This window comes from Billgrantia campisalis, from assembly GCF_022341425.1.
In the GTDB taxonomy this organism is placed as follows: domain Bacteria; phylum Pseudomonadota; class Gammaproteobacteria; order Pseudomonadales; family Halomonadaceae; genus Halomonas; species Halomonas campisalis.
In genome coordinates, this window is the sequence record NZ_JABFUC010000005.1 from 81,938 (window position 1) to 108,052 (window position 26,115).

The 26,115-nt window shown below is 66.8% G+C and carries 23 protein-coding genes; 15 read left to right on the forward strand and 8 right to left on the reverse strand.

From position 1 onward, the window contains the following. Positions 1-36: 36 nt before the first annotated feature. On the reverse strand, positions 37-2,619 hold the full coding sequence (locus tag HOP52_RS07545) for a chemotaxis protein CheB (protein WP_238976765.1): 2,583 nt from the start codon (positions 2,617-2,619) through the stop codon (positions 37-39). A gap of 15 nt (positions 2,620-2,634) precedes the next feature. Continuing rightward, on the reverse strand, positions 2,635-3,243 hold the full coding sequence (locus tag HOP52_RS07550; RefSeq protein WP_238976767.1) for a PAS domain S-box protein: 609 nt from the start codon (positions 3,241-3,243) through the stop codon (positions 2,635-2,637). A 345-nt stretch (positions 3,244-3,588) separates the two neighbouring features. Between HOP52_RS07550 and HOP52_RS07555 the strand changes: the two genes are divergently transcribed. Continuing rightward, the gene (locus HOP52_RS07555; protein ID WP_238976768.1) at positions 3,589-3,780 is read left to right on the forward strand and encodes a CsbD family protein; all 192 of its coding nucleotides are present in this window, start codon (positions 3,589-3,591) and stop codon (positions 3,778-3,780) included. 149 nt (positions 3,781-3,929) lie between these two features. Here HOP52_RS07555 and HOP52_RS07560 read toward each other — a convergent pair whose 3' ends face one another. Next, a complete protein-coding gene (locus HOP52_RS07560; RefSeq protein WP_238976770.1) occupies positions 3,930-4,175 on the reverse strand; it encodes a hypothetical protein in 246 nt (81 codons plus the stop codon). A gap of 344 nt (positions 4,176-4,519) precedes the next feature. Between HOP52_RS07560 and nadA the strand changes: the two genes are divergently transcribed. Further along, a complete protein-coding gene (gene nadA, locus HOP52_RS07565) occupies positions 4,520-5,548 on the forward strand; it encodes a quinolinate synthase NadA (protein ID WP_422677695.1) in 1,029 nt (342 codons plus the stop codon). A gap of 156 nt (positions 5,549-5,704) precedes the next feature. On the opposite strand, the gene HOP52_RS07570 is transcribed toward nadA, so the two are convergent. Further along, a complete protein-coding gene (locus HOP52_RS07570; protein ID WP_238976773.1) occupies positions 5,705-7,159 on the reverse strand; it encodes a M48 family metalloprotease in 1,455 nt (484 codons plus the stop codon). A 135-nt stretch (positions 7,160-7,294) separates the two neighbouring features. Between HOP52_RS07570 and HOP52_RS07575 the strand changes: the two genes are divergently transcribed. Further along, complete coding sequence (locus HOP52_RS07575) at positions 7,295-7,543, forward strand: sulfurtransferase TusA family protein (RefSeq protein WP_238976775.1); 249 nt, start codon at positions 7,295-7,297, stop codon at positions 7,541-7,543. Next, positions 7,540-8,640, forward strand: coding sequence for an AI-2E family transporter (locus tag HOP52_RS07580; protein WP_238976776.1), 1,101 nt, complete (start codon positions 7,540-7,542; stop codon positions 8,638-8,640). Before HOP52_RS07575 ends, HOP52_RS07580 begins: the two co-directional genes overlap by 4 nt. A 53-nt stretch (positions 8,641-8,693) precedes the next feature. On the opposite strand, the gene HOP52_RS07585 is transcribed toward HOP52_RS07580, so the two are convergent. Beyond that, positions 8,694-9,170, reverse strand: coding sequence for a peroxiredoxin (locus tag HOP52_RS07585; RefSeq protein ID WP_238976778.1), 477 nt, complete (start codon positions 9,168-9,170; stop codon positions 8,694-8,696). A gap of 220 nt (positions 9,171-9,390) precedes the next feature. Between HOP52_RS07585 and dapA the strand changes: the two genes are divergently transcribed. From dapA to purC, 4 genes are all read left to right on the forward strand, one after another. Then, a complete protein-coding gene (gene dapA, locus HOP52_RS07590) occupies positions 9,391-10,275 on the forward strand; it encodes a 4-hydroxy-tetrahydrodipicolinate synthase (RefSeq protein WP_238976780.1) in 885 nt (294 codons plus the stop codon). A 57-nt stretch (positions 10,276-10,332) separates the two neighbouring features. After that, entirely contained in the window at positions 10,333-11,304 is a 972-nt protein-coding gene (locus tag HOP52_RS07595; protein WP_238976782.1) for a lipoprotein, NlpB, read from the forward strand. Next, positions 11,304-12,098, forward strand: coding sequence for an MBL fold metallo-hydrolase (locus HOP52_RS07600; protein ID WP_238976783.1), 795 nt, complete (start codon positions 11,304-11,306; stop codon positions 12,096-12,098). Before HOP52_RS07595 ends, HOP52_RS07600 begins: the two co-directional genes overlap by 1 nt. 196 nt (positions 12,099-12,294) lie before the next feature. Continuing rightward, positions 12,295-13,008 (forward strand): phosphoribosylaminoimidazolesuccinocarboxamide synthase, encoded by a 714-nt coding sequence (purC, locus tag HOP52_RS07605; protein ID WP_238976784.1) that lies wholly within the window; start codon positions 12,295-12,297, stop codon positions 13,006-13,008. A 74-nt stretch (positions 13,009-13,082) separates the two neighbouring features. Here the strand turns inward: purC and tsaA are convergent, their stop codons facing one another. After that, positions 13,083-13,826, reverse strand: a complete 744-nt coding sequence (gene tsaA, locus HOP52_RS07610) for a tRNA (N6-threonylcarbamoyladenosine(37)-N6)-methyltransferase TrmO (protein ID WP_238976785.1) — start codon at positions 13,824-13,826, stop codon at positions 13,083-13,085. A gap of 101 nt (positions 13,827-13,927) precedes the next feature. On the opposite strand from tsaA, the gene HOP52_RS07615 reads away from it, so the two are divergent. Then, a complete protein-coding gene (locus HOP52_RS07615; RefSeq protein WP_238976786.1) occupies positions 13,928-14,467 on the forward strand; it encodes a GNAT family N-acetyltransferase in 540 nt (179 codons plus the stop codon). A gap of 15 nt (positions 14,468-14,482) precedes the next feature. Here HOP52_RS07615 and nadC read toward each other — a convergent pair whose 3' ends face one another. Further along, positions 14,483-15,328, reverse strand: a complete 846-nt coding sequence (gene nadC / locus HOP52_RS07620; RefSeq protein ID WP_238976787.1) for a carboxylating nicotinate-nucleotide diphosphorylase — start codon at positions 15,326-15,328, stop codon at positions 14,483-14,485. A gap of 76 nt (positions 15,329-15,404) precedes the next feature. Here nadC and ampD point away from each other — a divergent pair, with 76 nt between their 5' ends. From ampD to HOP52_RS07650, 6 genes are all read left to right on the forward strand, one after another. Then, positions 15,405-15,956, forward strand: a complete 552-nt coding sequence (gene ampD / locus HOP52_RS07625; protein ID WP_238976788.1) for a 1,6-anhydro-N-acetylmuramyl-L-alanine amidase AmpD — start codon at positions 15,405-15,407, stop codon at positions 15,954-15,956. 346 nt (positions 15,957-16,302) lie between these two features. Further along, on the forward strand, positions 16,303-18,975 hold the full coding sequence (aceE, locus tag HOP52_RS07630) for a pyruvate dehydrogenase (acetyl-transferring), homodimeric type (protein WP_238976789.1): 2,673 nt from the start codon (positions 16,303-16,305) through the stop codon (positions 18,973-18,975). 63 nt (positions 18,976-19,038) lie between these two features. Then, positions 19,039-21,036, forward strand: a complete 1,998-nt coding sequence (gene aceF, locus HOP52_RS07635) for a pyruvate dehydrogenase complex dihydrolipoyllysine-residue acetyltransferase (protein WP_238976790.1) — start codon at positions 19,039-19,041, stop codon at positions 21,034-21,036. A 259-nt stretch (positions 21,037-21,295) separates the two neighbouring features. Continuing rightward, a complete protein-coding gene (gene adk, locus HOP52_RS07640; RefSeq protein WP_238976791.1) occupies positions 21,296-21,952 on the forward strand; it encodes an adenylate kinase in 657 nt (218 codons plus the stop codon). Between the two features lie 242 nt (positions 21,953-22,194). Next, on the forward strand, positions 22,195-22,899 hold the full coding sequence (tsaB, locus tag HOP52_RS07645; protein WP_238976792.1) for a tRNA (adenosine(37)-N6)-threonylcarbamoyltransferase complex dimerization subunit type 1 TsaB: 705 nt from the start codon (positions 22,195-22,197) through the stop codon (positions 22,897-22,899). A gap of 56 nt (positions 22,900-22,955) precedes the next feature. After that, complete coding sequence (locus tag HOP52_RS07650; RefSeq protein WP_238976941.1) at positions 22,956-23,657, forward strand: class I SAM-dependent methyltransferase; 702 nt, start codon at positions 22,956-22,958, stop codon at positions 23,655-23,657. Between the two features lie 15 nt (positions 23,658-23,672). On the opposite strand, the gene plsB is transcribed toward HOP52_RS07650, so the two are convergent. Beyond that, entirely contained in the window at positions 23,673-26,114 is a 2,442-nt protein-coding gene (gene plsB, locus HOP52_RS07655; RefSeq protein ID WP_238976793.1) for a glycerol-3-phosphate 1-O-acyltransferase PlsB, read from the reverse strand. Position 26,115 lies beyond the last annotated feature (1 nt).

Here is a 26,115-nt window from a genome sequence, read left to right on the forward strand (position 1 = left end):
CGGTCGGTCCCCGTGTCTGGGGGTATGGTCTTTCCTTTACGATTTCAGATCCTTGCGCAGGGCTTGTTCCAGCTTCTTGGTCTCGGTGATATCCACAAGGGTGATCACCACCCCGTCAATCATATTGTCCAGTCGGCGATAGGGCATGATTCGCACCATGAACCAGCGACCGTCTGTGGCGAGAATCTGCTTCTCGGAAAACATCAAGGTGCTCAGGGTGGTGAGAGCGTCTTCATTCAGCTCCGGGTATAGCAGGCTGGTGGTGAGATCACTGAGGGGGCGACCGACATCGCTTTCACGGATATTGATGATCTTTGATGCCCTGTCAGTGTAACGGCGGACGTTCAGGTTCTGGTCGAGAAACACAATGGCGATCTCGATGCTGTTAAGCAGGTTTTTCATATCACTCTGGGCGAGGGCGAGATCGTCGAGCTTAGTCTGCATTTCCGCGTTGATGGTTTGCAGCTCCTCGTTCATGGACTGCATTTCTTCCTTCGATGTGGTCAGCTCTTCGTTGGTTGACTGCAGTTCCTCGTTGGTCGACTGCAGCTCCTCATTGGCTGACTGCAACTCCTCGCGGGATGCGCGATTTTCCTCCCGCAGCGCCTGGATTTCATCCTGATACTGTTGCAGCTCTGTGGTATGAGTATCTTGGGTGGCTGCTTTCGACGTGCTTTTGTTGGCCGGGCTGGCATGAGCCAGGGCGATATCGCGGAACACGACCATCTTCATCCCGCGCAGGGTAGTCGGTTCGCGCAGTGCCTGTACGGTGACATCGACGCTCTGCGTGGTCCCGCCGGGAAGTTGCACTTGCAGGCCGTGTAAGTGCGTCGGTTCGCGCCGGTTGGCGGCCTGGCGCAAAGCGCTGGCGATGGGTGTCCGAAGGCCTTCCCGCACCATGGCGTGAAAATTCCAGTTTGCCTTGCCGGCGGCGGGTTCCAGGTACTTTCCCGTGCGCCCGCTGATATAGACGATATCACCCTCCTCATTGACCACCACCGCGGCGGGGGCGTAGACCTGCAGTAACACCTGGTCAGCTGCCGCTTGAAGGTTATCATTCGTGTGGGAGGATGTTTTGCTGGGTGACACGGGAAGCTCCTTGGCTATCCAGGCCAGGGGGGGGAACGACTTGAGCGGCAGCTGTGTGTCGCGGCTCTGGGCATCATCCTGGCGCAGGTAAATTCGCAGTTTGGGTTGAATGGGAGCAAACAGCTGAGTATAGCGTCCTACCGTCTCTGAGCTTCCCAGCAACAGGACTCCGCCGGCGCGCAGGCTGTAGTGAAATAACGGGATGAGTTTGCGTTGCAGACTCTGGTCGAAGTAGATCAGCAGGTTGCGGCAGGAAATCAGGTCGAGGCGAGTGAAGGGGGGATCAAGCACCACGTCCTGCTGGGCGAACAGCACCAGGTCACGGATATCTCCATTGATCTGGTAGCCGTCACCATGAGCGCTGAAAAAGCGCGCCAGGCGCTCCGCCGAGACACTGTGGCTGATGTCGGCAGGGTAATAGCCGCGGCGAGCCGTCGCAATGGCATCCGGACTCAGGTCGGAGGCGAAGATCTGCAGGGTAAACTCATGGGGGCGTGGCAGCTTATCCAGCGCCTCCGTGAAGATCATGGCCAGGGAGTAGGCCTCTTCGCCGGTTGAACAGCCAACCACCCAGGCACGCAGGTGAGGCTCCCTGTGCTGTCTTGCCAGCAGTGCTGGCAGGGCGATATCGGCCAGATACTGCCAGACCTGGGGGTCACGGAAAAAACCGGTCACTCCGATGAGCACTTCCTTGAATAGCAGGTCGATCTCCTGTGGATTGCGCTGGAGATAATCCGCGTAACGCGCCAAGGTGGTGATCTCATGGATCGCCATGCGCCGTTCCATGCGCCGGTGCAGGGTGCTGGGCTTGTAGAGCGAGAAATCGTGGCGGGTTCGCTGCTGAAGCAGATGCAGAATGCGCTGCAATGGCGTAGGCGCCTGCCAATCTTCTGCCGCAGGCCCGATAGGGGCTTGTGGGGTGGATGCCTGGGCAATGCAGGCCAGGATGCGGGCGGGCAACTCGCCAGGCGGGGCAATGATATCGGCGCAGTTTGCGGCGATGGCGCTTTGGGGCATGGCATCGAACTGTGCCGTGTCGGGCTGTTGTACCGCCGTGAGGCCGCCCACGGCCTTGATCGCCTGCAAGCCCTGGGTGCCATCGGAGCCCATGCCGGACAGGACCACCCCGATGGATTGTGCTCCCTGAGCGCGGGCCAGGGAGGAAAACAGTACGTTGATGGGTAGGCGCATGCCCCTGGGTTCCATGGGCTTTGCCAGGTTCAGCAAGCCGTCGACAACGCTGAGTTCCGTATTCGGCTTGATCACATACACGCAGTCAGGCTCGATGCGCATGCCTTGTGACGCCTGCCGTACCGACATCGGGGTGACGCGCTGGAGTAATTCTGGCAGCAACGCCCTATGGGTGGGGTCGAGATGTTGCACCACCACATAGGCCATGTGGCTGTGGGGCGGAATCCGGGCAAGGAACTGTTCCAGCGGCGCCAGGCCACCGGCGGATGCACCGATGCCCACGATGCGTACAGCTTCCAGGGGCGTTTCCGGTGCATTGGCGGGAGGCAAGGCAGACATGGCAAAGAGCGACGCTCAGGGGGAATTTACACTGGTGTGCTCGCAGCAGGCTAACAGAATATGCGCGCTCCCCGGTGGAATGGATGCAAGAAACCGTAAGTGCCGGGAGCCCTGTGCGCTCCCAGCCAGCTCGGCTACACAGCAATCCCCGGTGCCGCTCTGTGCGACATGCTGTAGCAGGCCAAACAGCAGTGGTCGACTCTCCGGGAGCAGGTGCGTGCTGACGGGGTGCCCTACAAGGTCGTCACGTCCAATGCCCAAGAGTTCCGCGGCGGCAAGATTGCCCTGAACAACCTTGCCCTCAAGGTCGACGAGGAGATAGCCAAAGGGGGCCGCGTCGTAAAGCTCCCGGTAAAGGGTCAGATCATCGACGAGTGCCTGTTCATTGGCGGCGATCTCCTCGTTCTGCAGGTCAAGTTCCACTTGGTGAACCTGGAGCTCATGGAGCAGCTTGAGGGCGTCTGCCGCGTTGTCGGGATTGCTGGACAGCCGGTGGAGCAGGCTCAGGGCGTCAACGCTCACCGACCACTGAAGCGCTGTCGGTGCCGTGCCCGCCTGCAGCTTAGCCTCAGCTTTGTCTCGCAGTTGTGTATCGACATTGGTTTCATTACTGATTGTCGGCATGTGAGGCTCCAAGCGTACTCTCCGGATATATTTCTCATGGTAGCGTATCCCGGCGGGAATTAGTACGAGTCTCTTGCTGTTTTCGGCATGTGTGCAGTGTTAAATTCAAGGGACTGGGTGGGTTGTTGATTAGGATCCGGTCGTGCCAATTTTGATCGGCTTTGTGACGAATCAAAAACACCAGAGATCTCTATGATCTAAGAGTTTACTTCGCCTAGGTTAGGCACCGCACAGACCGCACCTCGATCTTCAGGTATTGTTGGAGTATCACCCAGAATCAGCATGAGTTCATGTTGGCGTGGTGTAGATAAAGCCCAAGTAGAACTGTCATCTGGAGATCCGCTCATGAACAAGAATCAAGTCAAAGGTCGTGCAAAAGAGGCGAAAGGAAAGGTCAAGGAGGTTGCGGGCAAGATGAGTGGGGATAAAAACATGGAGCACAAAGGCAAGGCGGAAAAGCATGGCGGCAAGGCTGAGGCGAAGTATGGCGATATCAAGCGCGATATCAAGCGTGATTTCAAGAAAGCCACGAAATGACCGATTCAGCGATACAGTAATAGCAGCCACGAAGCCTTTCGTGGCTGCTATGACTCTGGCCAATGCTTCTACCGTCGGGTCATCACCGAAGGCGGCACACCGTGATGGTATCGGCTGGCGCGCTCTGGGAGAGCGTGCCAGCCGGGCCGTCAGGAGGGGGCGTCTGGGACGCTTGCGTTGACATCCTGGCTCATCAGATCGTCGTCGCCTTCGGCGGCGTGCCTGACGGGCTCATCGAGCTGCTCTTCGGGAGGCGTCTTGAGGGGAGCTTCGGGCAAGCGTTCAGGCTTGAAGGGGTAGCCGTGCTGCTGCTCGCCTGGCGCGCGGTCGGGCAGGCGTGTGAATGTCGTGAACGCCTCCGGCGGGGGAGCGGTGTGCGGGATGGAGTGTGGCATGGTGACCTCGCGTCACTGTCCGGCCTTCACGATGTCGTGAAGCATCGGTAGCGCGAGTCTGGCGCAGCGCCACGCCGCCGTCGGTGCGCTAACACACCGACGCCACCGATACCGCCAAGCGCCCTTGATCCTTCCGGGTGGCGCCCCCATTTCTCCTACAGGACGCTTTTCTAGCCGGGGGTAGCCAATACCCCAGCATTCTGGTCTAGAATAGAGATTCGGGTCGACCACGGCGAGAGACGCACAGGGTTGGCCCGCTGGCGTATCGTCCCGTGCGGAGCGCACGCGCGGCGGTACCTGGTAAAACGCAGGGGGAGCCCCTGCCAGTCACAGTGGTAGACACGATGACGATCATGACTTCTCGAGTCGAGGTGCGCGATCACCTGGCTCGCGCTTACTGCCCCACCCGCATTCCCGCCGAGGACGAGGCCCGCGTCGAGGAGATCAAGCGTCTGCTCGAGGCCCACAACGCCGTGCTGGTGGCTCACTACTATACCGACGACGCCATCCAGCAGCTCGCCGAGGAGACCGGCGGCTGCGTGGCCGATTCCCTGGAGATGGCACGCTTCGGCGCCCGTCACGAGGCCAAGACGCTGGTGGTGGCCGGGGTGCGCTTCATGGGCGAGACCGCCAAGATCCTCTCACCGGAGAAGCGCGTGCTGATGCCCACCCTGGAGGCCACCTGCTCGCTGGATATCGGCTGTCCGGCGGACGAGTTCAGCGCCTTCTGCGACGCCCACCCCGACCGCACGGTGGTGGTCTATGCCAACACCTCCGCTGCGGTGAAGGCGCGTGCCGACTGGGTGGTGACCTCGTCGATCGCCGTGGACGTCATCGAGCATCTGCAGGCCCGCGGCGAGAAGATCCTGTGGGCCCCGGACAAGCATCTGGGCGGCTACATCCAGAAGCGGACCGGCGCCGACATGCTGATGTGGGACGGCGCCTGCATCGTCCACGAGGAGTTCAAGGCCAAGGGCGTCGAGGATCTCAAGGCCCTCTATCCGGAAGCGGCGGTGCTGGTGCATCCGGAGTCGCCGGCAGCGGTGGTCGAGCTGGCCGACGTGGCGGGCTCCACCTCCCAGCTGATCAAGGCCGCCAAAGAGCTGCCCCACGACAAGCTGATCGTGGCCACCGACCGCGGCATCTTCTTCAAGATGCAGCAGGCGGTGCCGGGCAAAACCCTGTTCGAGGCGCCCACCGCCGGCAACGGCGCCACCTGCAAGAGCTGTGCCCACTGCCCCTGGATGGCCATGAACGCCCTGGACAACCTAGCCGGCGCCCTGCGCCACGGCAGCGGCGAGATCCATGTGGATGCCGCGCTGCGCCTGGGGGCGCTCAAGCCGCTGGAGCGGATGCTTAACTTCCAGAAGTAATGTGTCCACTGGGCTCGTTGCTGCCAGCGCTAAGGCAAGCGGCCCCGGGGGCAGGCCTAAGCGGAGGTCATTTGCCATGGATGGCAAATGTAGCGCCCAGGGAAGGGTTCACAGCGCCTCCGCGGTGGCCTGTCGACGGAGAAGCCGCGTTCCTCGTTAAAACTTCTCCAGCGTCTCGCGATAGCCCACGAACTCTTCCCGCCGCTGCGCGATGCGCGCTGCGGCGTTGCTATCCCCGCTTTGCTCCGCGACCTGGCGGGCCACCTCGAGCTGACGAATGGCGCGGTCGATCTCGCCGCTGAGCTGCTGATGCTCGGCGCGGGCCAGGTGGCCCCAGGCCTCGCGGCCGCTGCGCCCGGCGGCCTCGGCCAGCAGGGTAAAGACCTGCGGGTCCTCCGGGCGTCGCTCGGCAAGCTCGCGAAGCACCCGGTAGGCCTCGTCGGGGTCACGCTGCAGCAGCGCCTCGCCCAGCACCTGACGGGCCGGCACATGGCCCGGCATCAGCCGCAGCAGGCGTCGGCTGCGCTCGATGGCATCGTCGTAGCGCCCGGACGCGAAAGCCACCTCGGCGGCGCTGGCGGGAATCATCGCCAGGTCCGGTAGCGCCTGGGCCAGGGCGTCCAGCTGGTTCAGCGCCGAGTCGCTGTCGCCGCGCTCGGCGGCGATCAGCGCGGCCAGGTAGCGCTGCGCCTCGGCCGGGGCGCCATCCTGCTCCAGCCGTGTGACCGCCTGCTGCGGGTCGCGCCGGTGAATGGTCAGCAGCGCCCGGGCGCGAACCAGGTGATAGCTCGGATCGCCATGGCGGCGGTCGCTGGCGGTAAGCTGGGAGGCCCTGTCCTCGGCGTCGCTGATGCGTGACTCGGTGAGCGGGTGGGTGAGCAGGAATTCCGGCGGGTTGCCGCCCTGCAGGCTGGCCTGGCGCTGCATGGCGCGGAACATGCGGACCATCGCCTGGGGGTCGAAGCCGGCCTGGGCCATGGCCTGCAGGCCGATGCGGTCGGCTTCCTGCTCGAAGCGCCGCGAGTAGGCGAGCCGGTCCTGGATGAAGGCGGCCTGGGAGCCCATGGCCACGCCGATGCCGGCGTCGCCGCCGCCGGCGGCGGCGATCAGCATGCCCGCCAGCATGGCGGCCATGGCGGGCACCTGGGTCTGCTCGGCGCGGGCCTGGCCGCGGGCGTAGTGGCGCTGCGACAGGTGGCCCAGCTCGTGGGCCAGCACCGAGGCCACGGCGTCCTCTTCGTCGGCGAAGGCGAATAGCCCGGCATTGACGCCGATGACCCCGCCGGGCACGGCAAAGGCATTGAGCTGACGGCTCTCAACCAGGGTCACCACCGTGCGGGCATCGGAGAGGCCACTATGGGGCGTGAGCCTGGCGAGCAGGGATTCCACGTAGTCCTGGGCGATCGGGTCATGCCAAAGTGGCGCCTGGGCACGGAACTGACGGAGCCAGGCGCGGCCCAAACGGTACTCCTCGCCGCTGATGGCCTGGCTGCTACCCGTCAGGCTGGGCAGGCCATAGTCATCCGCCGCCCCGGCCGGTGCGAGCGGGGTGAACGCCAGGATCAGCGCCAGGGCACCGGCGCTGAGGCAGGATCGAAAGTCGCGGGGCATGGCCATCCTCGTCATGATGGGGCGGTCGGGTCACTTTCCGACATTGATTCGGCCTGCAAAGTGCCTTTAAATCCCAAGGGTTTTGACGCTACCGGTCGCGGGGCGTCGTATTTCAGCATTCTCCCGGGAGACATCATGGCTGTGCAACCAGACGACGTGCTCGATGCCCGCGGGCTGCCCTGTCCGCTGCCGCTGCTCAAGGCCAAGCAGGCGCTGGCCCGCCTGGTGCCTGGCCAGCTGCTCGAGGTCGTGGCCACCGATGCCGGCTCGTGGCGGGATTTCGAGACCTTTGCCGAGCAGAGCGTCCACGAACTGGTCGCCCGCGAGGAGCGCGGCGAGGTCTTCCACTATTGGATCCGTAAGGGTGGGGACGCCGCTCCATGACCCTTCGCGCCGTTTTCAAGAGCTGGGTCGAGCGCTACTTCTCCGATGAAGAGGCGGTGATCCTGCTGGTGGTGCTGGTGCTTGGCTTCAGCGCCCTGATCCTGTTCGGACGCATGCTGGCGCCCTTCCTCACCGCCCTGGTGATCGCCTTTCTGCTGCAGGGCGGGGTCAACGCCCTGACGCGTCGCGGGGTGCCCCATGTGCTGGCCGTGACGCTGGTGTTCCTGGGGTTCATCGGCGTGCTGATGGCGCTGGCCTTCATCCTGATGCCATTGATCTGGAATCAGCTCGTGGGGCTGGTGCAGGAAACGCCACGCATCGTGGCCAGCGGTCAGCGCTGGCTCGATGACGTTCAGGAGCGCTACCCCAACCTGGTGACGCCCGATCAGGTACAGGAGTGGATCGGGGTCGCCGGCCGCGAGATGACCCAGTTCGGCCAGCGCGCCCTGACCCTGTCACTGGCGTCGCTGGGCAACGTGCTGTCGCTGATCATCTACTTGGTGCTGGTGCCGATCCTGGTGTTCTTCCTGCTCAAGGATCGCGAGCAGCTGGTCGCCTTTACCCTCTCGCTGCTGCCCCAGAAACGCACCCTGATGACCCGCATCTGGAACGAGATGGACGACCAGATCGCCAACTACGTGCGCGGCAAGTTCGTCGAGATCATCATCGTTGGCACCGTGACCTTCTTCACCTTCGCCTTCTTCGGGCTGCCCTATTCGGCGCTGCTGGCGGTGCTGGTCGGGCTCTCGGTGCTGGTGCCCTATATCGGCGCCGCGGTGGCCACCCTGCCGGTGGCGGCGGTGGCGGGATTTCATTTCGGCATCAGCGACCATTTCGTCTACGTGCTGATCGCCTACGGCATCATCCAGGCCCTGGACGGCAACGTGCTGGTGCCGATCCTGTTCTCCGAGGCGGTCAACCTGCACCCGGTGTCGATCATCGTGGCGGTGCTGTTCTTCGGCGGTGTCTGGGGGTTCTGGGGGATCTTCTTCGCCATCCCGCTGGCCACCCTGCTCAAGGCCCTGGTTTACGCCTGGCCGCGGGGCATCAAGCAGTATTACGCCGAGGGGACGACGGAGGAGACCGTCGAGAAGTGAGCGAGCCGGGGCCTTAGGCAGCGCCGCCCGTCGATGACGAGCGGCGCTGGCGATCAGCTTTCGGCGTGCAGCGCCTGGGCGGCGGCCAGCACCTCTTCGACATGGCCCGGCACCTTGACCCCGCGCCACTCGCGGGCCAGTCGGCCCTCGGCATCGATCAGGAAGGTGCTGCGCTCGATGCCCATGTGCTCCTTGCCGTAGAGCTTCTTGAGCTTGATGACATCGAACAGCCGGCAGAGGGTCTCGTCCTTGTCGGAGATCAGCGCGAAGTTGAAGCCCTGCTTGGCCTTGAAGTTCTCCTGGGCGCGAATGCCGTCACGGGAAACGCCGAGGATCTCCGTGTTGGCGGCATCGAAGGCGGCCTTGTGGTCGCGGAAGTCGCCGCCCTCGGTGGTGCAGCCGGGGGTGCTGGCCTTGGGGTAGAAGTAGACCACCACCTGCCGGCCGCGCAGCTCGGACAGGCTCACGCGGGTGTCGCCGGTGGCGTCGGCGGTGAAGTCGGGGACGGGCTGGCCGATGGCAAGCGTCATGGGGCGCTCCTTGGTGTGTCAGGGAAGGGGTGGCCGCGAAAAAGTACCTGCAAGCCGGTGCTGATTACACGCAACCGGGGGCACGCTGTCAAAGAGAGGCCGCGCGCCGCTGTACAGCCTTCCACCGCCTGAGTACCATTTACCCTTTGGCTGCGGGGTGTCGCTGTCGGCGAAGGCCGGACCGGCACTCGAGCGGGGCATGAGTGAGAGGAATGACAGGATGATCACTGGCAGCATCGTCGCCCTGGCGACGCCGATGAAGGTCAATGGCGATATCGACTGGGAGGCGCTGCGCCGCCTGGTGAACTTCCACCTGGAAAACGGTACCGACGGCATCGTGGCCGCGGGCACCACCGGTGAGCCCACCACCATGTCGTTTGCCGAGCACTTCGACGTGATCCGCGCGGTGGTGGAGGAGGTCAACGGGCGCATCCCGGTGATCGCCGGTACCGGGGCCAACGCCACCTCCGAGGCGGTGGAGCTGGCGCGCTACGCCAGCGAGGTGGGGGCCGACTACTGCCTCTCGGTGTGCCCCTACTACAATAAGCCGACTCAGGACGGCCTGTTCCAGCACTTCAAGGCAGTGGCCGACGGCAGCCGCCTGCCGGTGATCCTCTACAACGTGCCGGGCCGCACCTGCTCCGACCTCTACAACGAGACCGTGCTGCGCCTGGCAGAAGTCGACAATATCATCGGACTCAAGGATGCCACCGGCAACCTCGAGCGTGCCGAGGATCTCATCGCCCGCCTGAAGGGCAGCGGCTTCATGCTCTACTCCGGCGACGACGGCACGGCCTGCGAGTTCATGCTGATGGGCGGCCATGGCGACATCTCGGTCACCGCCAACGTGGCGCCCAGGGCCATGCACGAGCTGTGTGCCGCGGCGGTGAGTGGCGATGCCGACCGTGCCCACCAGCTCAACACGCGGCTGATGCCGCTGCACACCAATCTGGGCATCGAGTCCAACCCGATTCCCGTCAAGTGGGCCCTGCATCGCATGGGGCTGGCGGAGCCCGGCATTCGGCTGCCGCTGACCTGGCTCTCCGAGAAGTACCACGCAACGGTGGATGAGGCCCTGCAGCTGGCCGGTGTGATCGACGACTGAACGTTTCGACGCCCGACGAGTCATTCAAGGCCCGACAACACAATGCAAGGTGGATGCATGAATTCTGCGCTGAAATGGATGCCGCTGGCGGCCATTATCGCCCTGGTCACCGCCGGCTGTGCCCGCGACGGCTTCTACGATGATCGCAACATCGACTACGTGGAGGCCCAGCGCAGCGCGCCCCTGTCGCTGCCGGCGAGCCGCGACGAACAGCGCTATCGGGATGCCATGCCGGTGCCCCAGGCCACCGGCACCCTGCGCAGCGACGGCGGGCGCTTCCGTGCCCCCAGCCCCGAGCGGCTGGCCACCGGGCAGGCCGTGGAGCGCGACTTCGTCGAGCGCCGCGTGGTGGGCGATGACCGCTGGCTGGTGGTCGGCGCCGACCCCGGCATGGTCTGGCCGCAGCTGCAGGATTTCGCGCGTACTCGCGGCCTGAGCGTCGAGTCCAGCGACCCCGAACGTGGCGTGCTGAACACCGCCGAGGGCCGGCTGAGCGTGCGCCAGGGGCTGCGCACCGGCGACAGCGAGGTGCGCTGCGACCGACAGGGCCGCCCCGTGGCAGCCTGTCTGGAGGCGCTCGAGGAGCACTTCAGCGCCCGCAGCGCCACCGCCAGCGCCGCGTCACTGACCGGCCAGCAGCTGGCCGACGAAGAGCGCCTGCGCCTCGACCAACTCGACAGCGGCGAATGGGTGGTGCGGATCCCACTGGAGATCGACCGGGTCTGGGCCGAGCTGAGCCATCAGCTGGAGGCCGACTTCACCGTCGAGGAGCGTCGTCAGTTGCTCGAGCGGAACCCCCAGTCGCATGATTTCCTAATCGACTACATGACCGCCAGCGAGCGCGAGCGCGGCTTCGTGCAGATCGTGCTCAGTCCCGACGTGCGTCAGATGTCCCAGCGGATTCGCCTGGTGCTGGAGGAGGCGGGGCCGCGACAGACCCGGCTGCGCGCCGTCAACGAAAGCGAGCGGCGCTTCACCGAGGGGGATGCCCGCGAGCTGCTGGAGCGGGTGTCGGGCCTGCTGCGCTGATGACCGCGGGCCGTGCCGACGCCGCCGGCGGGCTGCGGTTCGCCTCCCTGGGCAGCGGCAGCAAGGGCAATGCCACCCTGGTCAGCGATGGCGAGACCTGGGTGCTGGTCGACTGTGGCTTCGGCCTGCGCGAGGCCGAGCGGCGGATGGCCCGGCTGGGCCTTCATCCGCGCCAGCTCGATGCGGTGCTGGTCACCCATGAGCACGGCGACCACCTGCGCGGCGTAGGGCCGCTGGCGCGTCGTCACGGCGTGCCGGTTTACCTGACCCCGGGCACCTGGCTGTCGGGTCGCCTGGGCGAGGTGCCGCAGCGTCACTGGATCACCCCTCAGGCGCGCTTCGCCATCAAGGGGCTGACCATCGACCCGGTCACCGTGCCCCACGACGCCCGTGAGCCGGTGCAGTTTCGCTTCGAGGCGGGCGGTCGCCGCCTCGGCGTGCTCACCGACCTGGGGCATCCCACCGAGCACGTGGCCAGCGCCTTCGCCGGCTGCGATGCGCTGGTGCTGGAGTGCAACCATGACGTGCGGATGCTCGCCGAGGGCCCCTATCCGCCGCGGCTCAAGCGTCGCGTGGGGGGTAACTGGGGGCACCTGGCCAATGGCCAGGCGGCGGCACTGCTCCAGCGTCTGGGGCTGGACCGCCTGCAGCGCATCGTCTGTTCGCACCTGTCGGAACACAACAACCGCCCCGAGCTGGCGCTGGAGGCGCTGACCCCGCTGCTCGACGGCGACGCCTCGCGGCTGATGATCGCCGCCCAGGATCAGGGGCTACACTGGCAGGCGATCACCTAAGGAAACACTGCACAAATGCCTACACGAGCGAATCGCTGCGTTGCGCGGTGCGCGGAATCCTCACCTATACCCCATAGGCTCCGGTTCCTGTGCTCCGTGCGCCTTGCGCTTCATCTCGCTCGGCGATTTGTTCAGCGCTTCCCTAAGCCGCCCATCTTTTTTTTTCGTCAAGCGCCCATCTTGTCTGGAGACTCCCATGGAAAAGCGCCAAGAACTCTATGCCGGCAAGGCCAAGTCGGTCTACGCCACCGATGACCCGGACTTCGTGGTCCTGCAGTTTCGCGATGACACCAGCGCCTTCGACGGCGAGCGCATGGAGTCGCTGGCGCGCAAGGGCATGGTCAACAACCGCTTCAACGCCTTCATCATGGGCAAGCTCGAGGCGGCGGGGATCCCCACCCACTTCGAACGCTGTCTCTCCGACACCGAGAGCCTGGTCAAGACGCTCGAGATGATCCCGGTAGAGTGTGTGGTGCGCAACATCGCCGCCGGTGGCCTGGTCAAGCGCCTGGGCGTGGAAGAGGGGCGCGAACTTACCCCGCCCACCTTCGAGCTGTTCCTCAAGAACGACGCCCTGCACGACCCGATGATCAACGAGTCGCTGGCCGAGACCTTCGGCTGGGCCACCCCCGAGCAGCTGGCCGAGATGAAGGCGTTGACCTTCAAGGTCAACGCGGTGCTCAAGGCTCTGTTCGCCGACGGCGGCCTGCTGCTGGTGGACTACAAGCTGGAGTTCGGCCTGTTCAAGGGCCAGATCGTGCTCGGCGATGAGTTCTCACCGGATGGCTGCCGCCTGTGGGATGCCGAGACACGCAACAAGATGGACAAGGACCGCTTCCGCCAAGGCCTTGGTGGCGTCATCGAGGCCTACGAGGAAGTGGGTCGGCGCATCGGCGTCGATTTCGCCTGAGCGCCGTAGGCGCGATTCACGAAGGGCCCTGCGGGGTCCTTCGTCGTTTACGCGCCCCGGTCTATGTCCCCGGGCTACGCGCCCCGAACCGAAACGATCTCCACCACCCGCAGGCGGATGCTGTCCGCTCCATCCGCGACGGCACGAAAGCGCACGTCCAGGTCGCGTAGCCGAACCCCGTAGGTGCGCGATTCGGCCCCCGTGCGGTAGGCGGGGCGCGGGTCCTGGGCCAGCACCTGGCGGATCAGCTCGCGCAGCGAGTCGCCGTCGGGGCGCTCGGCCAGGGTGGCCTCGGTCGCCGGGGAGAAATCCACCGGCAGCCGGGACGGGGCTGCGGGGGCGAAGCCGGCGCGCGCCTCGGGGTGTGACTCCGCCCAGGGCAGGTAGGGCTTGATGTCGAGCACCGGGGTGCCGTGCACCAGGTCGGCGCCGGAAAGCCGCAGGCGCACCCCGCGGCGGGTATCGATCTCGAGCAGCTCCACCAGCGACAGCCCCAGGCGGTTGGGGCGATGGGTGCTGCGGCTGGCGAACACGCCCACCTTGGCGTTACCGCCCAGGCGCGGGGGGCGCACCAGCGGCGTCCAGCGCGGCGGGCTCTGGTGAAACACGAAGGTCAGCCAGAGATGGCTGAAGGTCTCCAGGCCCCTCACCGCCAGCGGGTCATCGAAGGGGGGCGTCAGCACCAGGCAGGCGCGGGCGGCCGTCGCCAGGCCGGGCTGGCGGGGAATGCCGAACTTGTCGGGGTAGTCGCTCTCGATGACGCCGATCGGCGTCATCGAAAGGCCCGGTGTGCCGGGCGGGGGAGGCGTCGGGTTCATGGCGGCATTATGCCCGCTCGCCCGGGGCCTCGCGAGGGGGATTGGCCGCGGCCGCCGGCTTGTGTAGTCTGCTGGCGACATCGCCGCAGATTTGAGCCGCCATGAATTCGTCCGACACAGCCCGGGACGCCGTCCCGCCGTCCGCTCAGGGGCCGCGCATCCTCTACCGCCTGGCCAAGGCCAGCGACGCTGCCGACCAGGCCGAGGTCTTCCATCATGCGGTGCTGCAGGGGGCGGCCGCCCACTACGATCGCGCCGAGCGCGAGGCCTGGGCCGCGGCGCTGCCTCGCGAAGCCTGCGCCTGGGCGGCTCGCCACGCGCTTTACACCACCCTGGTGGCGACCTGCGACGGGCGCTGCGTGGGATTCGCCGAACTGGATATGTCCGCCGCGCGCATCGTCACGCTCTATGTGTGGCCCTCGCTGGCGCGCCGCGGCATCGGTACCACCCTGCTGGTGCACGCCGAGCGGCTCTTCCTGGAGCACGGCCACGGGCTGATACGCATGGAGGCCAGCCTGGTGCTGGTCGGCAGCCTGCTCAAGCGTGGCTGGCGCGACCTGGGCGAGGAGTGGGTCGAGCGCGGCGGCGAGCGGCTGCGCCGTCACCGCCTGGAGAAGCGCCTGGTGGCCGTGGAGACCTGACGCCGCAGGGCTCGATTACTGTTCGACGATGCGCATCGACAGATCGATGGCCTGAATGTCCTTGGTCAGGGCGCCGCTGGAGATGCAATCCACCCCGGTCTCGGCGATGGCCCGCAGGGTGGTCTCGTCGACGTTGCCCGAGGCCTCCAGGGTCGCGCGTCCGGCGGTGCGCTTTACCGCCTCGCGCATGTCGTCCAGGCTGAAGTTGTCGAGCATGATGATATCGGCGCCGGCGGCCAGGGCCTGCTCCAGTTCATCGAAGGATTCCACCTCCACTTCCACCGGCAGGTCGCTGGCGATGCTGCGTGCCTCCTTCACCGCGGCGGCGATGCCGCCGCAGGCCGCGATGTGGTTCTCCTTGATCAGGAAGGCGTCCCACAGCCCGAGGCGGTGGTTGTGGCCGCCGCCGCAGGAGACCGCGTATTTCTGGGCCAGGCGCAGTCCGGGCAGGGTCTTGCGGGTGTCGAGCAGGCGCGCCCCGGTGCCGTCCAGCAGGTCGACGTAGCGGCGGGTGCGGGTGGCCGTGGCCGACAGCGTCTGCAGCAGGTTCAGCGCCGCCCGCTCGCCGGTGAGCAGGCAGCGTGCCGGCCCCTCCAGCTCGAGGAAGCACTGCCCGGCCTCCAGGCGGTCGCCGTCGGCGGCATGCCAGCGGAGCGTGATGGTGGCGTCGAGGCGGCGAAATACCTCGTCGACCCAGGCCACGCCGCACAGCACCGCCGGCTCACGGGTGATCACCCGGGCGCTGGCCCAGCGGGACGCCGGGATCAGCTGGGCGGTGATATCGCCGCCGCCCACGTCCTCGGCCAGCAGGTGGGCGGCGGTTTCGCGGATCGCTTCGGCAAGGGCATCCTGATAGTGCATGGCGGGCCTTCTCATGGTCATGAAGCATGGGGATCGCCATTATAGGGAAACATCGATGAGGACGTCAGGGGAGCCTATGCGAATCGACAACGGCTGGCTCGAGGGCGCCAGGCGCGTGCCCTCTCCCAACCACAATGCCCGCCCCGAGGGGGAGGTCTCGGCGCTGGTGCTGCACTCCATCAGCCTGCCTCCCGGTGAGTTCGGCGGCGAGCATATCGAGCGGCTGTTCACCAATTGTCTCGACCCCCGGGCGCACCCCTTCTTCGCCGAGATCGCCGAGCTCAGGGTGTCCGCCCACCTGCTGATCCGTCGCGACGGCGAGTGCGTGCAGTTCGTGCCCTTTCAGGCGCGGGCCTGGCATGCGGGGCGCTCGCGATGGCGCGACGGGGGGCGCGAGCGACGGGAGCTCAATGATTTCACGGTGGGCATCGAGCTGGAGGGCGATGAGATCCGCCCCTATCGCGAGGCCCAGTACCGAGCCCTGGCGGCTGCCGTGCGGGCGCTGATGGCGGCCTATCCGGCGCTTACCCCGGAGCGCATCACCAGCCATGCGCAGATTGCGCCGCTGCGCAAGTCGGACCCGGGCCCCGCCTTCGACTGGGCCTACCTGCGCCGCTGCCTGGGGTGACAGGGGAGGCGAAATGGTAATGCGAGTCGGGGCGAGGCTAGATCATACGGTAGTTTTATTACATATCGGTTCCGCTGTGCCGATCCGCCAGGAAATGTCGCCGTAACAGCCTGTGGTGCAATGCAATATAGCGTATATGGAAAATTTTTCCATTCTAATTGAATTGGCAGCGCGGACAGATTACGGTATGTTCTGCGACGTTGGTGGTATTGGCTGCCGCCCCGTTTTGTAAAATGACTACAAGTCGCCGCGAGACGGCCCGGATTACCCCTGATCGTCAGTCACGCGCAACGCCCGGCTATCCGCTGGGCATTTTGACATCACATTGTCACTCGGAGAGACGTCTATGAGTCTTGAGGCAAGAGAAGATTTCGATCCGATCGAAACCACGGAATGGCTGGATTCCCTGGAGTCGGTCGTGGATCGTGAGGGCGAGGAACGCGCCCGGTACCTGCTGACCCGCCTGGCCGATCGGCTGCGCCGTGACGGAGTGCAGGCGCCCTTCTCGGTGACGACGCCGCACCGCAATACCATTCCGGTGCATCGCGAAGCGCCCATGCCGGGTGACCTCTTCATGGAGCGCCGTATCCGCTCCCTGATCCGCTACAACGCCATCGCCCAGGTGATCCGCAACAACCGGGCGAACCCCGGTCTCGGCGGCCACATCGCCAGCTTCATGTCGGCGGCGACCCTCTACGACGTGGGTTTCAACCACTTCTTCCGCGCCCCCAACGGCGACTTCGAGGGCGACCTGGTCTATATCCAGGGCCACGTGGCGCCGGGGGTCTACGCCCGGGCCTACCTGGAGGGCCGCCTCACCGAGGCGCAGATGGACAAGTATCGCCAGGAAGTGGACGGTGACGGCCTGTCGTCCTATCCGCACCCCTGGCTGATGCCGGACTTCTGGCAGTTCCCCACGGTGTCCATGGGGCTGGGGCCGATCCAGGCCATCTACCAGGCCCACGTGATGAAGTACCTGGACTCCCGCGAGCTCAGGGACATGCACGATCGCAAGATCTGGTGCTTCATGGGTGACGGCGAGTGCGACGAGCCGGAATCCCTGGGGGCCATCCACCTGGCCAGCCGCGAGCGGCTCGACAACCTGATCTTCGTCATCAACTGCAACCTGCAGCGCCTCGACGGTCCGGTGCGCGGCAACTCGCGGATCATGGACGAGCTCGAGGGCGTGTTCCGCGGCGCCGGCTGGAACGTCCAGAAGGTGGTCTGGGGGCGGCTGTGGGACCCGCTGTTCGAAAAGGACAAGAAGGGCATCCTGCAAAAGCGCATGGACGAGGCGGTCGACGGCGAGTACCAGAACTACAAGGCCAACGGCGGCGCCTATACCCGGGAGCACTTCTTCGGCAAGTACCCCGAGACCGCCGAGATGGTCAAGGACATGTCCGACGAGGACATCTGGCGGCTCAACCGCGGCGGCCATGATCCCTTCAAGGTCTATGCGGCCTATCATGAGGCGGTCAACAACGCCAACGGCCGTCCCACCGTGATCCTGGCGCACACCGTCAAGGGCTACGGTATGGGCAGCGGCGACGGCGAGGCGGCCAACGAGGCTCACCAGGTCAAGACCATGGAGTACGAGGCGCTGCGCAAATTCCGCGACCGCTTCGGCATTCCGCTCACCGACGAGCAGCTCAAGGACGTGCCCTACTACAAGCCGGAGGACGACTCCCCCGAGCTCAAGTACATGCACCTGCAACGCGAGCGCCTGGGCGGCTACCTGCCGCAGCGGCGCAGCGACTTCGAGGCGCTGCCGATCCCCTCGCTGGAGGACAAGACCTTCGCCTCCCAGATGGGCGGCTCCAAGGGCCGTGAGGTCTCCAGCACCATGGCCTTCGTGCGCATCCTCAACGGCCTGGTGAAGGACAAGCAGATCGGCAAGCAGGTCGTGCCCATCGTGCCCGACGAGGCGCGCACCTTCGGCATGGAGGGGATGTTCCGCCAGCTCGGCATCTACACCTCCGAAGGCCAGAAGTACGAGCCCGTCGACAAGGGCCAGATCATGTTCTACCGCGAGGACAAGCAGGGCCAGATCCTCGAGGAAGGCATCAGTGAGGCGGGCGCCATGTCGGCGTGGATCGCCGCCGCCACCTCCTACAGCAACCATAACCTGCCGCTGCTGCCGTTCTACGTCTACTACTCGATGTTCGGCTTCCAGCGCATCGGCGATCTGGCCTGGGCCGCCGGTGACCTGCAGGCCCGCGGCTTCCTGGTCGGCGGCACCGCCGGGCGCACCACCCTCAACGGGGAGGGGCTGCAGCACCAGGACGGCCACAGCCACCTGCAGGCCTCCACCATCCCCAACTGCCGCAGCTACGACCCCACCTATGCCCACGAGGTGGCGGTGATCGTCCAGGACGGTCTGAAGCGGATGTTCGCCGACAAGGAGAACTGCTTCTACTACCTGACGGTGATGAACGAGAACTACGAGCACCCTGCGCTCGAGGAGGTGCCCGCCGAGGACATCATCAAGGGCATGTATCAGCTCAGCGAGACCCAGGGCGACAAGGCCCGCGTGCAGCTGCTGGGCTCTGGTACCATCCTGCGCGAAGTCGAAGCCGCCGCCGAGCTGCTGCGCGACGACTGGGGGGTGGGCGCCGATATCTGGAGCGTCACCAGCTTCAACGAGCTGCGCCGCGAGGCCCTGCTGCTCGAGCGCGAGGCCTTCCTCAACCCGGATGCCGAGCCGGCCAAGCCCCATGTCACCCGCTGCCTGGAGGGGCGCGAGGGGCCGATCATCGCCTCCACCGACTACATGCGGCTGTTCGCCGATCAGGTCCGTGCCTGGGTGCCGGGCGACTACCATGTCCTGGGCACCGACGGCTATGGCCGCTCCGACACCCGCGAGAAGCTGCGCTACTTCTTCGAGGTGGATCGCTACTTCGTCACCGTCGCGGCGCTCAAGGCGCTGGCCGATCGCGGTGAGCTGGATCGCAAGGTCGTCGGCGAGGCGATCAAGAAGTACGGCATCGACCCCAACAAGCCCAATCCGCTGACCAGCTGATTCCGGTGGCAGGGCGGGCCGTGGGCCCGCCTGTTCCAGGCACGATTTGGAAGGAGCGCGACCTTGAGTAGCGAAATCATCAAAGTTCCCGACATCGGCGGCAGTGAAGATGTCGAAATCATCGAGATCGCGGTCGCCGCAGGCGACGTGATCGACGCCGAGGACACCCTGATCACTCTGGAGTCCGACAAGGCCAGCATGGACGTGCCTGCCCCCAAGGGGGGCAAGGTAGTGAAGGTGCTGGTCAAGGAGGGCGACACCGTCTCCGAGGGTGACGACATCGTCGAACTGGAGGTCGAGGGTGGCGGCGGCCGGGCCGAGGAGCCGGCCGAGGCCGCTTCCGAGCCCGCCCCCCAGAAGGCCCCTGAGCCCGCCGCCCAGCAGCCCGCGGCCAAGGCCGGCGGCGGCAAGCGCACCGTGGAGATCAAGGTGCCGGACCTGGGTGGCGCCGACGACGTGGAGATCATCGAGGTGGCGGTGGCCGAGGGCGATACGGTGGCCGAAGAGGACACCCTGATCACCCTGGAGTCGGACAAGGCCTCCATGGACGTGCCGAGCCCCCATGCCGGCAAGCTCGTCAGCCTGACGGTCAAGGAGGGCGACAGCGTCTCCGAGGGCGACGTCATCGGCACCATGGAGATCGAGGGTGCGGGTGGCGGCGAGGCGGCAGCGGCCGAGCAGCCGGCCCCGGCCGCCGAGTCTCCGGCCTCCGAGCCCGAGCCCGAGCCCCAGGCGCCGAGCGCCGAGGCGTCCGGCGAGCCGGAGCGCAAGGAGATCCGTGTGCCGGACCTCTCCGGCTCCTCGGATGTGCCGATCATCGAGATCGCGGCCAGCGCCGGCGACGAGCTCGACGAGGAGGACCCGCTGATCACCCTGGAGTCCGACAAGGCCTCCATGGACGTGCCGAGCCCCTACAAGGGCAAGCTGATCGAGCTCACCGTCGAGGAGGGTGACACCGTCTCCGAGGGCGACCTGATCGGCTACATGGAGGTGGCGGGGGCCAAGCCGGCATCCAAGCCCGCGGCGAAGGCGCCTGAGCAGAAGGCCGCCGCGCCGCAGGCCGCCAAGCCGGCCCCAACACCGGCCGGCTCGCCGAGCCCCGAGGCGCAGATGGCCGCTCACCGGCCGCGCGACGGCAAGCTGGTGCATGCCGGCCCGGCGGTGCGCATGCTGGCCCGGGAACTGGGCGTCGACCTGGGCCTGGTCAAGCCGTCCGGCCCCAAGGAGCGCGTGCTCAAGGAGGACGTGCACGCCTACGTCAAGCAGGTCATGGCCGGTCAGGCCAAGGCGCCGAGCCAGGCCGCCGCGCCCGCGGCCGGCGGGGCCGGGATTCCGCCGATTCCCGAGGTGGACTTCAGCCAGTTCGGCGAGGTGGAAGAGAAGCCCATGGGGCGCCTGCTCAAGATGGGCGCCACCAACCTGCATCGCAGCTGGCTCAACGTGCCCCACGTGACCCAGTTCGACGAGGCGGACATCACCGAGCTCGAGGCCTTCCGCAAGGCGATGAAGGCCGAGGCCGAGGCCCAGGGGGCCAAGCTCACCCCGCTGCCCTTCATGGTCAAGGCGTGCGCCTTCGCGCTGAAGAAGTTCCCGCAGTTCAATGTCAGCCTCAAGGGCGACGGCGAGACCCTGGTATGGAAGAAGTACGTCCATATCGGTGTCGCCGTGGACACCCCGGACGGCCTGATGGTGCCGGTGGTTCGCGATGCCGACAAGAAGTCGCTGATCGAGATCGCCACCACCATGGCGGAGCTTGGCAAGAAGGCGCAGACCAAGAAGCTCAAGCGCGAGGAGATGACCGGCGGCTGCTTCACCATCTCGAGCCTTGGCTCCATCGGCGGTACCGCCTTCACGCCCATCGTCAATGCGCCCGAGGTCGCCATCCTCGGCGTCTCCAAGGCGCAGATGAAGCCGGTGTGGAATGGCAGCGACTTCACGCCGCGGCTGATGATGCCGCTGTCGCTCTCCTACGACCACCGGGCGATCAACGGCGCCGATGCGGCCCGCTTCACGGCCTTCCTGGCCGATGTGCTGACCGATATCCGGCGCCTGCTGCTGTAGGGCGGCGGGCCATCGTCCCAGCACGTCAGCGGCGGCGCCCTTGGGGGCGCCGCCGCTGTTTCGGGTCGCCTCCGGCGCTGGGTCGATGGGAATACCAAAGTGCTAGTTGGCCGTTAATGGATTGAAAAATCAGGCGCTTTGGTCAGTATTAGGTGTCTTATTGACCTTGGTGTGGTTGTCTGTCCGCGGCGCCACGGTTATCGTTCTTTTCCAACTCTTTATCACCACAAGATTTACCACGCTTTCAAGGAGCAACCAGATGCGTTTGATCCTGTTGGGCGCCCCGGGTGCCGGCAAGGGCACCCAGGCCCAGTTCATCTGCGAACGGTTCAACATCCCGCAGATCTCCACCGGCGATATGCTGCGCGCGGCGGTCAAGGAAGGCAGCGAGCTGGGGCTCAAGGTCAAGGAGATCATGAGCAGCGGTGGCCTGGTGTCCGACGACCTGATCATTGCCCTGGTCAAGGAGCGAATCGGCCAGCCGGACTGCGAGAACGGCTTCCTGTTCGACGGTTTCCCGCGCACCATTCCCCAGGCCGACGCCATGAAGGACGCCGGCGTGAAGATCGACCACGTCCTGGAAATCGCCGTCGAGGATGAAGAGATCGTCAAGCGCCTGGCCGGCCGTCGCGTGCACCCGGGCTCCGGCCGGGTCTACCACGTGGAGTACAACCCGCCGAAGGAAGCCGGCAAGGACGACGTCACCGGCGAGGCGCTGATCCAGCGTGACGACGACCGCGAAGCCACGGTGCGCAACCGCCTGGCGGTCTACCACGAGCAGACCGCGCCGCTGGTGGACTACTACCAGCAGTGGGCCAAGCAGGACCCCCAGGCCGCGCCGGCCTACCACCGGGTCGAGGGCGTCGGCAGCGTCGACGATATCACCGGTCAGGTAATAAAGGCCCTGGAGGGCTAAGGAAAGGCTGATTTGCTGCTGCGCTCGATATCTTGACCGCCGGCGGTGCTCAAAATCCTCACCTAGTAACCCATAGGCTCCGGTTTTTGTGCTCCGGCGGCGATCAACCTCTCTTCGCTCGCAACGCAAATCCGCACTTTCCTTCGCTCTGTTCATGATGGCTCGCTAACGCGGGCCATCGTCGTTTAGGGGCCATGCCGATATAATGGCCGCCTCATTCGCTGTTACGACGTGCCCACCCTATGCCGACCCTGCTGGCCCTGGATGCCTCCTCGAGCGCTTGCTCCGCCGCCCTGCTGCGCCGCCGCGAGGGCGCCAGCGACGAACTCGTCGCCCGCTTCGCGATGACGCCGCGTGAACATACCCGCCGCCTGCTGCCGATGATCGATGAGGTGCTTGCCGAGGCCGGCGTGCGCCCCGCTGAACTCGATGCCGTGGCCTACGGCCGCGGCCCGGGCTCCTTCACCGGGCTGCGCATCGCCGCGGGCACGGCCCAGGGCCTGGCCTACGGCCTGGACCGTCCGCTGCTCGGTGTCTCGACCCTGGCAGCGCTGGCGCTGGGCGCCCATCGCCGCCACCACTTTCGCTGGCTGGTCACCGCCCTGGATGCCCGCATGGGCGAGATCTATGTGGCCGCCTGGCAGTGCCGGAACGGCCTGCCGGAGCCGCTCCTCGAGGAGGCGGTGATGCCCCCCGAGCGCCTGCGCCTGCCGGCCGGCCACGACGACCACGACTGGGTCGGTGTCGGTTCCGGCTGGGGGCTGTGGGAGCAGATGCCCGCCGAGGTGCAGGCGGGGCTCGGCCAGCGGCTGCCGGAGCTGGAGGTCGAGGCCGCCGATATGGCACTGCTGGCCATGCGCGACCTGGAGGCCGGGGAGGGGCAGCCGGCTCATCTGGTCCAGCCGGTCTACCTGCGCGACCAGGTGGCCTGGAAGACGCCGCGGTGAGCGAGCTCCCTACGGTGGCGGTGACCGACGCGGCCCTGGTCGAGCTCGCCGAGCGCCTGGGGCTGCCCGTCGCGAGCGAGGCCGAACTCGCCCTGACGCGGCGCGACGGCCGCCTGACCCTGGCCGGCGACGTGAAACGCTACGGCCTTCCCCTGGCGGTGGAGTTCGCCAGCGGCCGCGCCGCCCATCGGCGCCGCTTCGGCGGCGGTCGCGGGCAGCTGATTGCCCGCGCCTGCGGGCTCGGTCAGGGGGTGACCCCCGCGGTGGTGGATGCCACCGCCGGCCTGGGGCGCGACGCCTTCGTGCTCGCCAGTCTCGGCGCGCGGGTGCTGCTGATCGAGCGGGTGGCGGCGATCGTCGCGCTGCTCGAGGACGGCCTGGTGCGGGCCCTGGCCGACCCGGAAACCGCCGAGATCGCCGCGCGCATGCAGCTGGTGGCCGGTGACGCGACCTGCGACCTCGAGGCCCTGGTGGCGAAGGCGGCGTTCCCGCCCCAGGTGATCCACCTGGACCCGATGTTTCCCCATCGCGACAAGTCGGCGCTGGTCAAGAAGGAGATGCGGCTGTTTCGCACCCTGGCCGGTGACGACCAGGACGCCCCGCGGCTACTGGAGGCGGCCCTGGACGTGGCCAGCCATCGGGTGGTGGTCAAGCGGCCGCGCAAGGCCCCGCCCATCGCGGGACCGGCCCCCCGCCACGTGATCGAGGGCAAGACCAGCCGCTATGATCTTTATGTCCATCGGTCGCTAACCCGCTAACCCGCTGAGCCCGGGTCAGCCACCTGTCACCAGCTGCAGCCGATGACGCAGCGCCGGGTCGAACAGCGCCCGGGAGCGCTGGGCGGCCTGCTCCAGGCGCTCGTCGAACCACAGCCGCTCCTGCGCCTCCCATATCCAGCCGGTGACCACGAGGCTCTCGACCAGGTTGGCGAACAGCTGCGGGTCGAAGAACTCCGGGGCGTCGAGCCCCGAGAGCAGCGCCAGGCGCTCCGCCATCTGCTGGCTCTGCCGGGTCAGGTCGTCTCGCCCCAGGCTGCCGGGCGGGCGCTCCAGCAGCACCGACAGCAGCAGATAGCCCCGTTCCAGGGAGGGCTGCATCTGCCGACCGAGCAGCCGCAACTGCTCGCCGGCTTCCAGCTCGGCGGGGCGCTGCCAGGCGTCGCCGTCCACGCTCAGCAGGCCCTGTCGGGCGAGGGCCGTCAGCATCGCCGCCAGCGGCGCGCGCAGCTCGGCCTCGGGCAGGAACAGCTCGCGGGCCAGGATCGGCCAGGCCGGCGCCAGCAGGTCGTGCAGTTCGCCGAGCGTGAGGCGCGGCTGATGGTGAAAGGCGAAGGCGGCGAGTCCTGCCACGGCGAACAGGTGCAGCACATTGTTGCGATACCAGGCCAGCAGTCCGGCCTGCTCGGCGCTGGCCACCAGGATGTCGCCCAGCGGATGGGGGCGGCGCTCGATCATGTTCAGCGCGATCACCTGTTCGACCCAGTCGGCGGGTTCGCCGTCGGGCAGGCTGGCGTGTTCGCCGCCCGGGCATTGCCGCTGCAGCGCGGCCAGCAGCGCTAGCTGGCGGGTCATCAGCCCGGCCTCGATGGCGTGGTGGGGGGTGGCCAGCATGACCAGCGCCACCAGGTTGACCGGGTTGAGCGCTGCGGCGGCGTTGATCCGCCTTGCCAGCTCGCCGCCCAGGTGGGGCACCGTGTCGTCCAGCCAGTCGGGGCGCGGCTCGGTCTCGTCGTCACGCCAGCGCGGAACCCGGGTGTCGAGATACTCGGCGAGCCGCAGCGGCTCGCCGATGTTGACCGCCACCCGGCCGAAGGGCTGGCGCAGCTGGCCGAGGACCCGCAGCAGCGCCAGGGGTGTCTCCTTGCGCTTCTTCCCGCCGCGCAGCTCCCGCTGGTAGCTGGCGTTCTCGATGATCCGTTCGTAGCCGATATAGACCGGTACGAAGGCGAGACGCTCGGTGCCGGCGCCGGCCGCGCTGCGGCGGAAGGAGCGCAGGGTCATGGAGAGCATGCCGTGCCGCGGGGCCAGCATGCGCCCGCTGCGGGAGCGGCCCCCCTCGATGAAGTACTCCAGCGGATGGCCGCGGGCCAGCAGGCGGTGCAGGTATTCGGTGAAGACGCTGGCGTAGAGCGGGTCGTCGCGAAAGCTGCGGCGCATGAAGAAGGCCCCACCGCGGCGCAGCAGCGGCCCGATCAGGGGCATGTCGAGGTTGCGCCCGGCGGCGACATGGGGCGGCATCAGCCCCTCGCGATAGAGCACGTAGGAGAGCAGTAGGTAGTCGATATGGCTGCGGTGGCAGGGCACATAGACCAGGGTGTGGTCCTCGGCGAGCGTCTTGACCCGCGCCAGGCCCCTGACGTCGACGCCGTCATAGAGCCGGTTCCAGAGCCGGCGTAGCAGGCCATCCATGAAGCGCAGCACCGGGTAGGCCATGTTGGAGGCGATCTCCTGGGCATAGCCCAGCGCGCGCCGCTCGAGGCGCTGCGGGGAGCGATTCTCGGCCGCTGCCTGGGCCTCGATGGTCCGGCGCACCTCGGGGCTGCGTACCACGCCTTCGATCAGGGTGCGGCGGTGGGAGAGGTCGGGCCCCAGGGCGCGGCTGCGCATGCGCCGGAAGTGCACCCGCAGCAGCCGGGCGGCCTTGCGATTGGCAAGTTCGGTGCCGCGCTCATCGAGCAGGTCGCGCAGGCGCAGCGGGGCGCCGAAGCGCACCTCCACGCGCTTGCCGTTGACCACCACCGACAGCAGGCGGCGCATGCGCCCGGTGAGCTGCCAGCTGTCGGCGGCCAGCAGGTGCCAGACGCCGAAGCGCTTGCCCGGGGCGCGTCCCCAGAACACGCTGACCGGCACCAGCTGGATATCCGCGTCCGGCTGCTCGGCCAGATAGGTGAACGCCTGGTGGAAGGGCGCCCGATGCGGTGCTCGTCGCCGCACCAGGCGCCGGCGACGGGGCGGCAGGGCCAGGCAGGCGGGCAGCGCGAGCGACCCGCAGCGGCGTTTGCCCTGGGCAGACGGCAGGCCATGGCGCTGGCAGAGCCGTTCCAGCAGCAGGGTGTCGCTAAGGGCGGGGTGCGCCAGCACATAGAGCGTCGGGTGCGCCGGGTCCAACGCCAGCGCCTCGGGTGCCGGCTCGATCAGCCGGATATCGACCCAGGCGCCGAGCAGTCGCTTCAGTGCGGCGCGCAAGGGGGTGAGCAGGGCGCGTGCCAGGGCCATC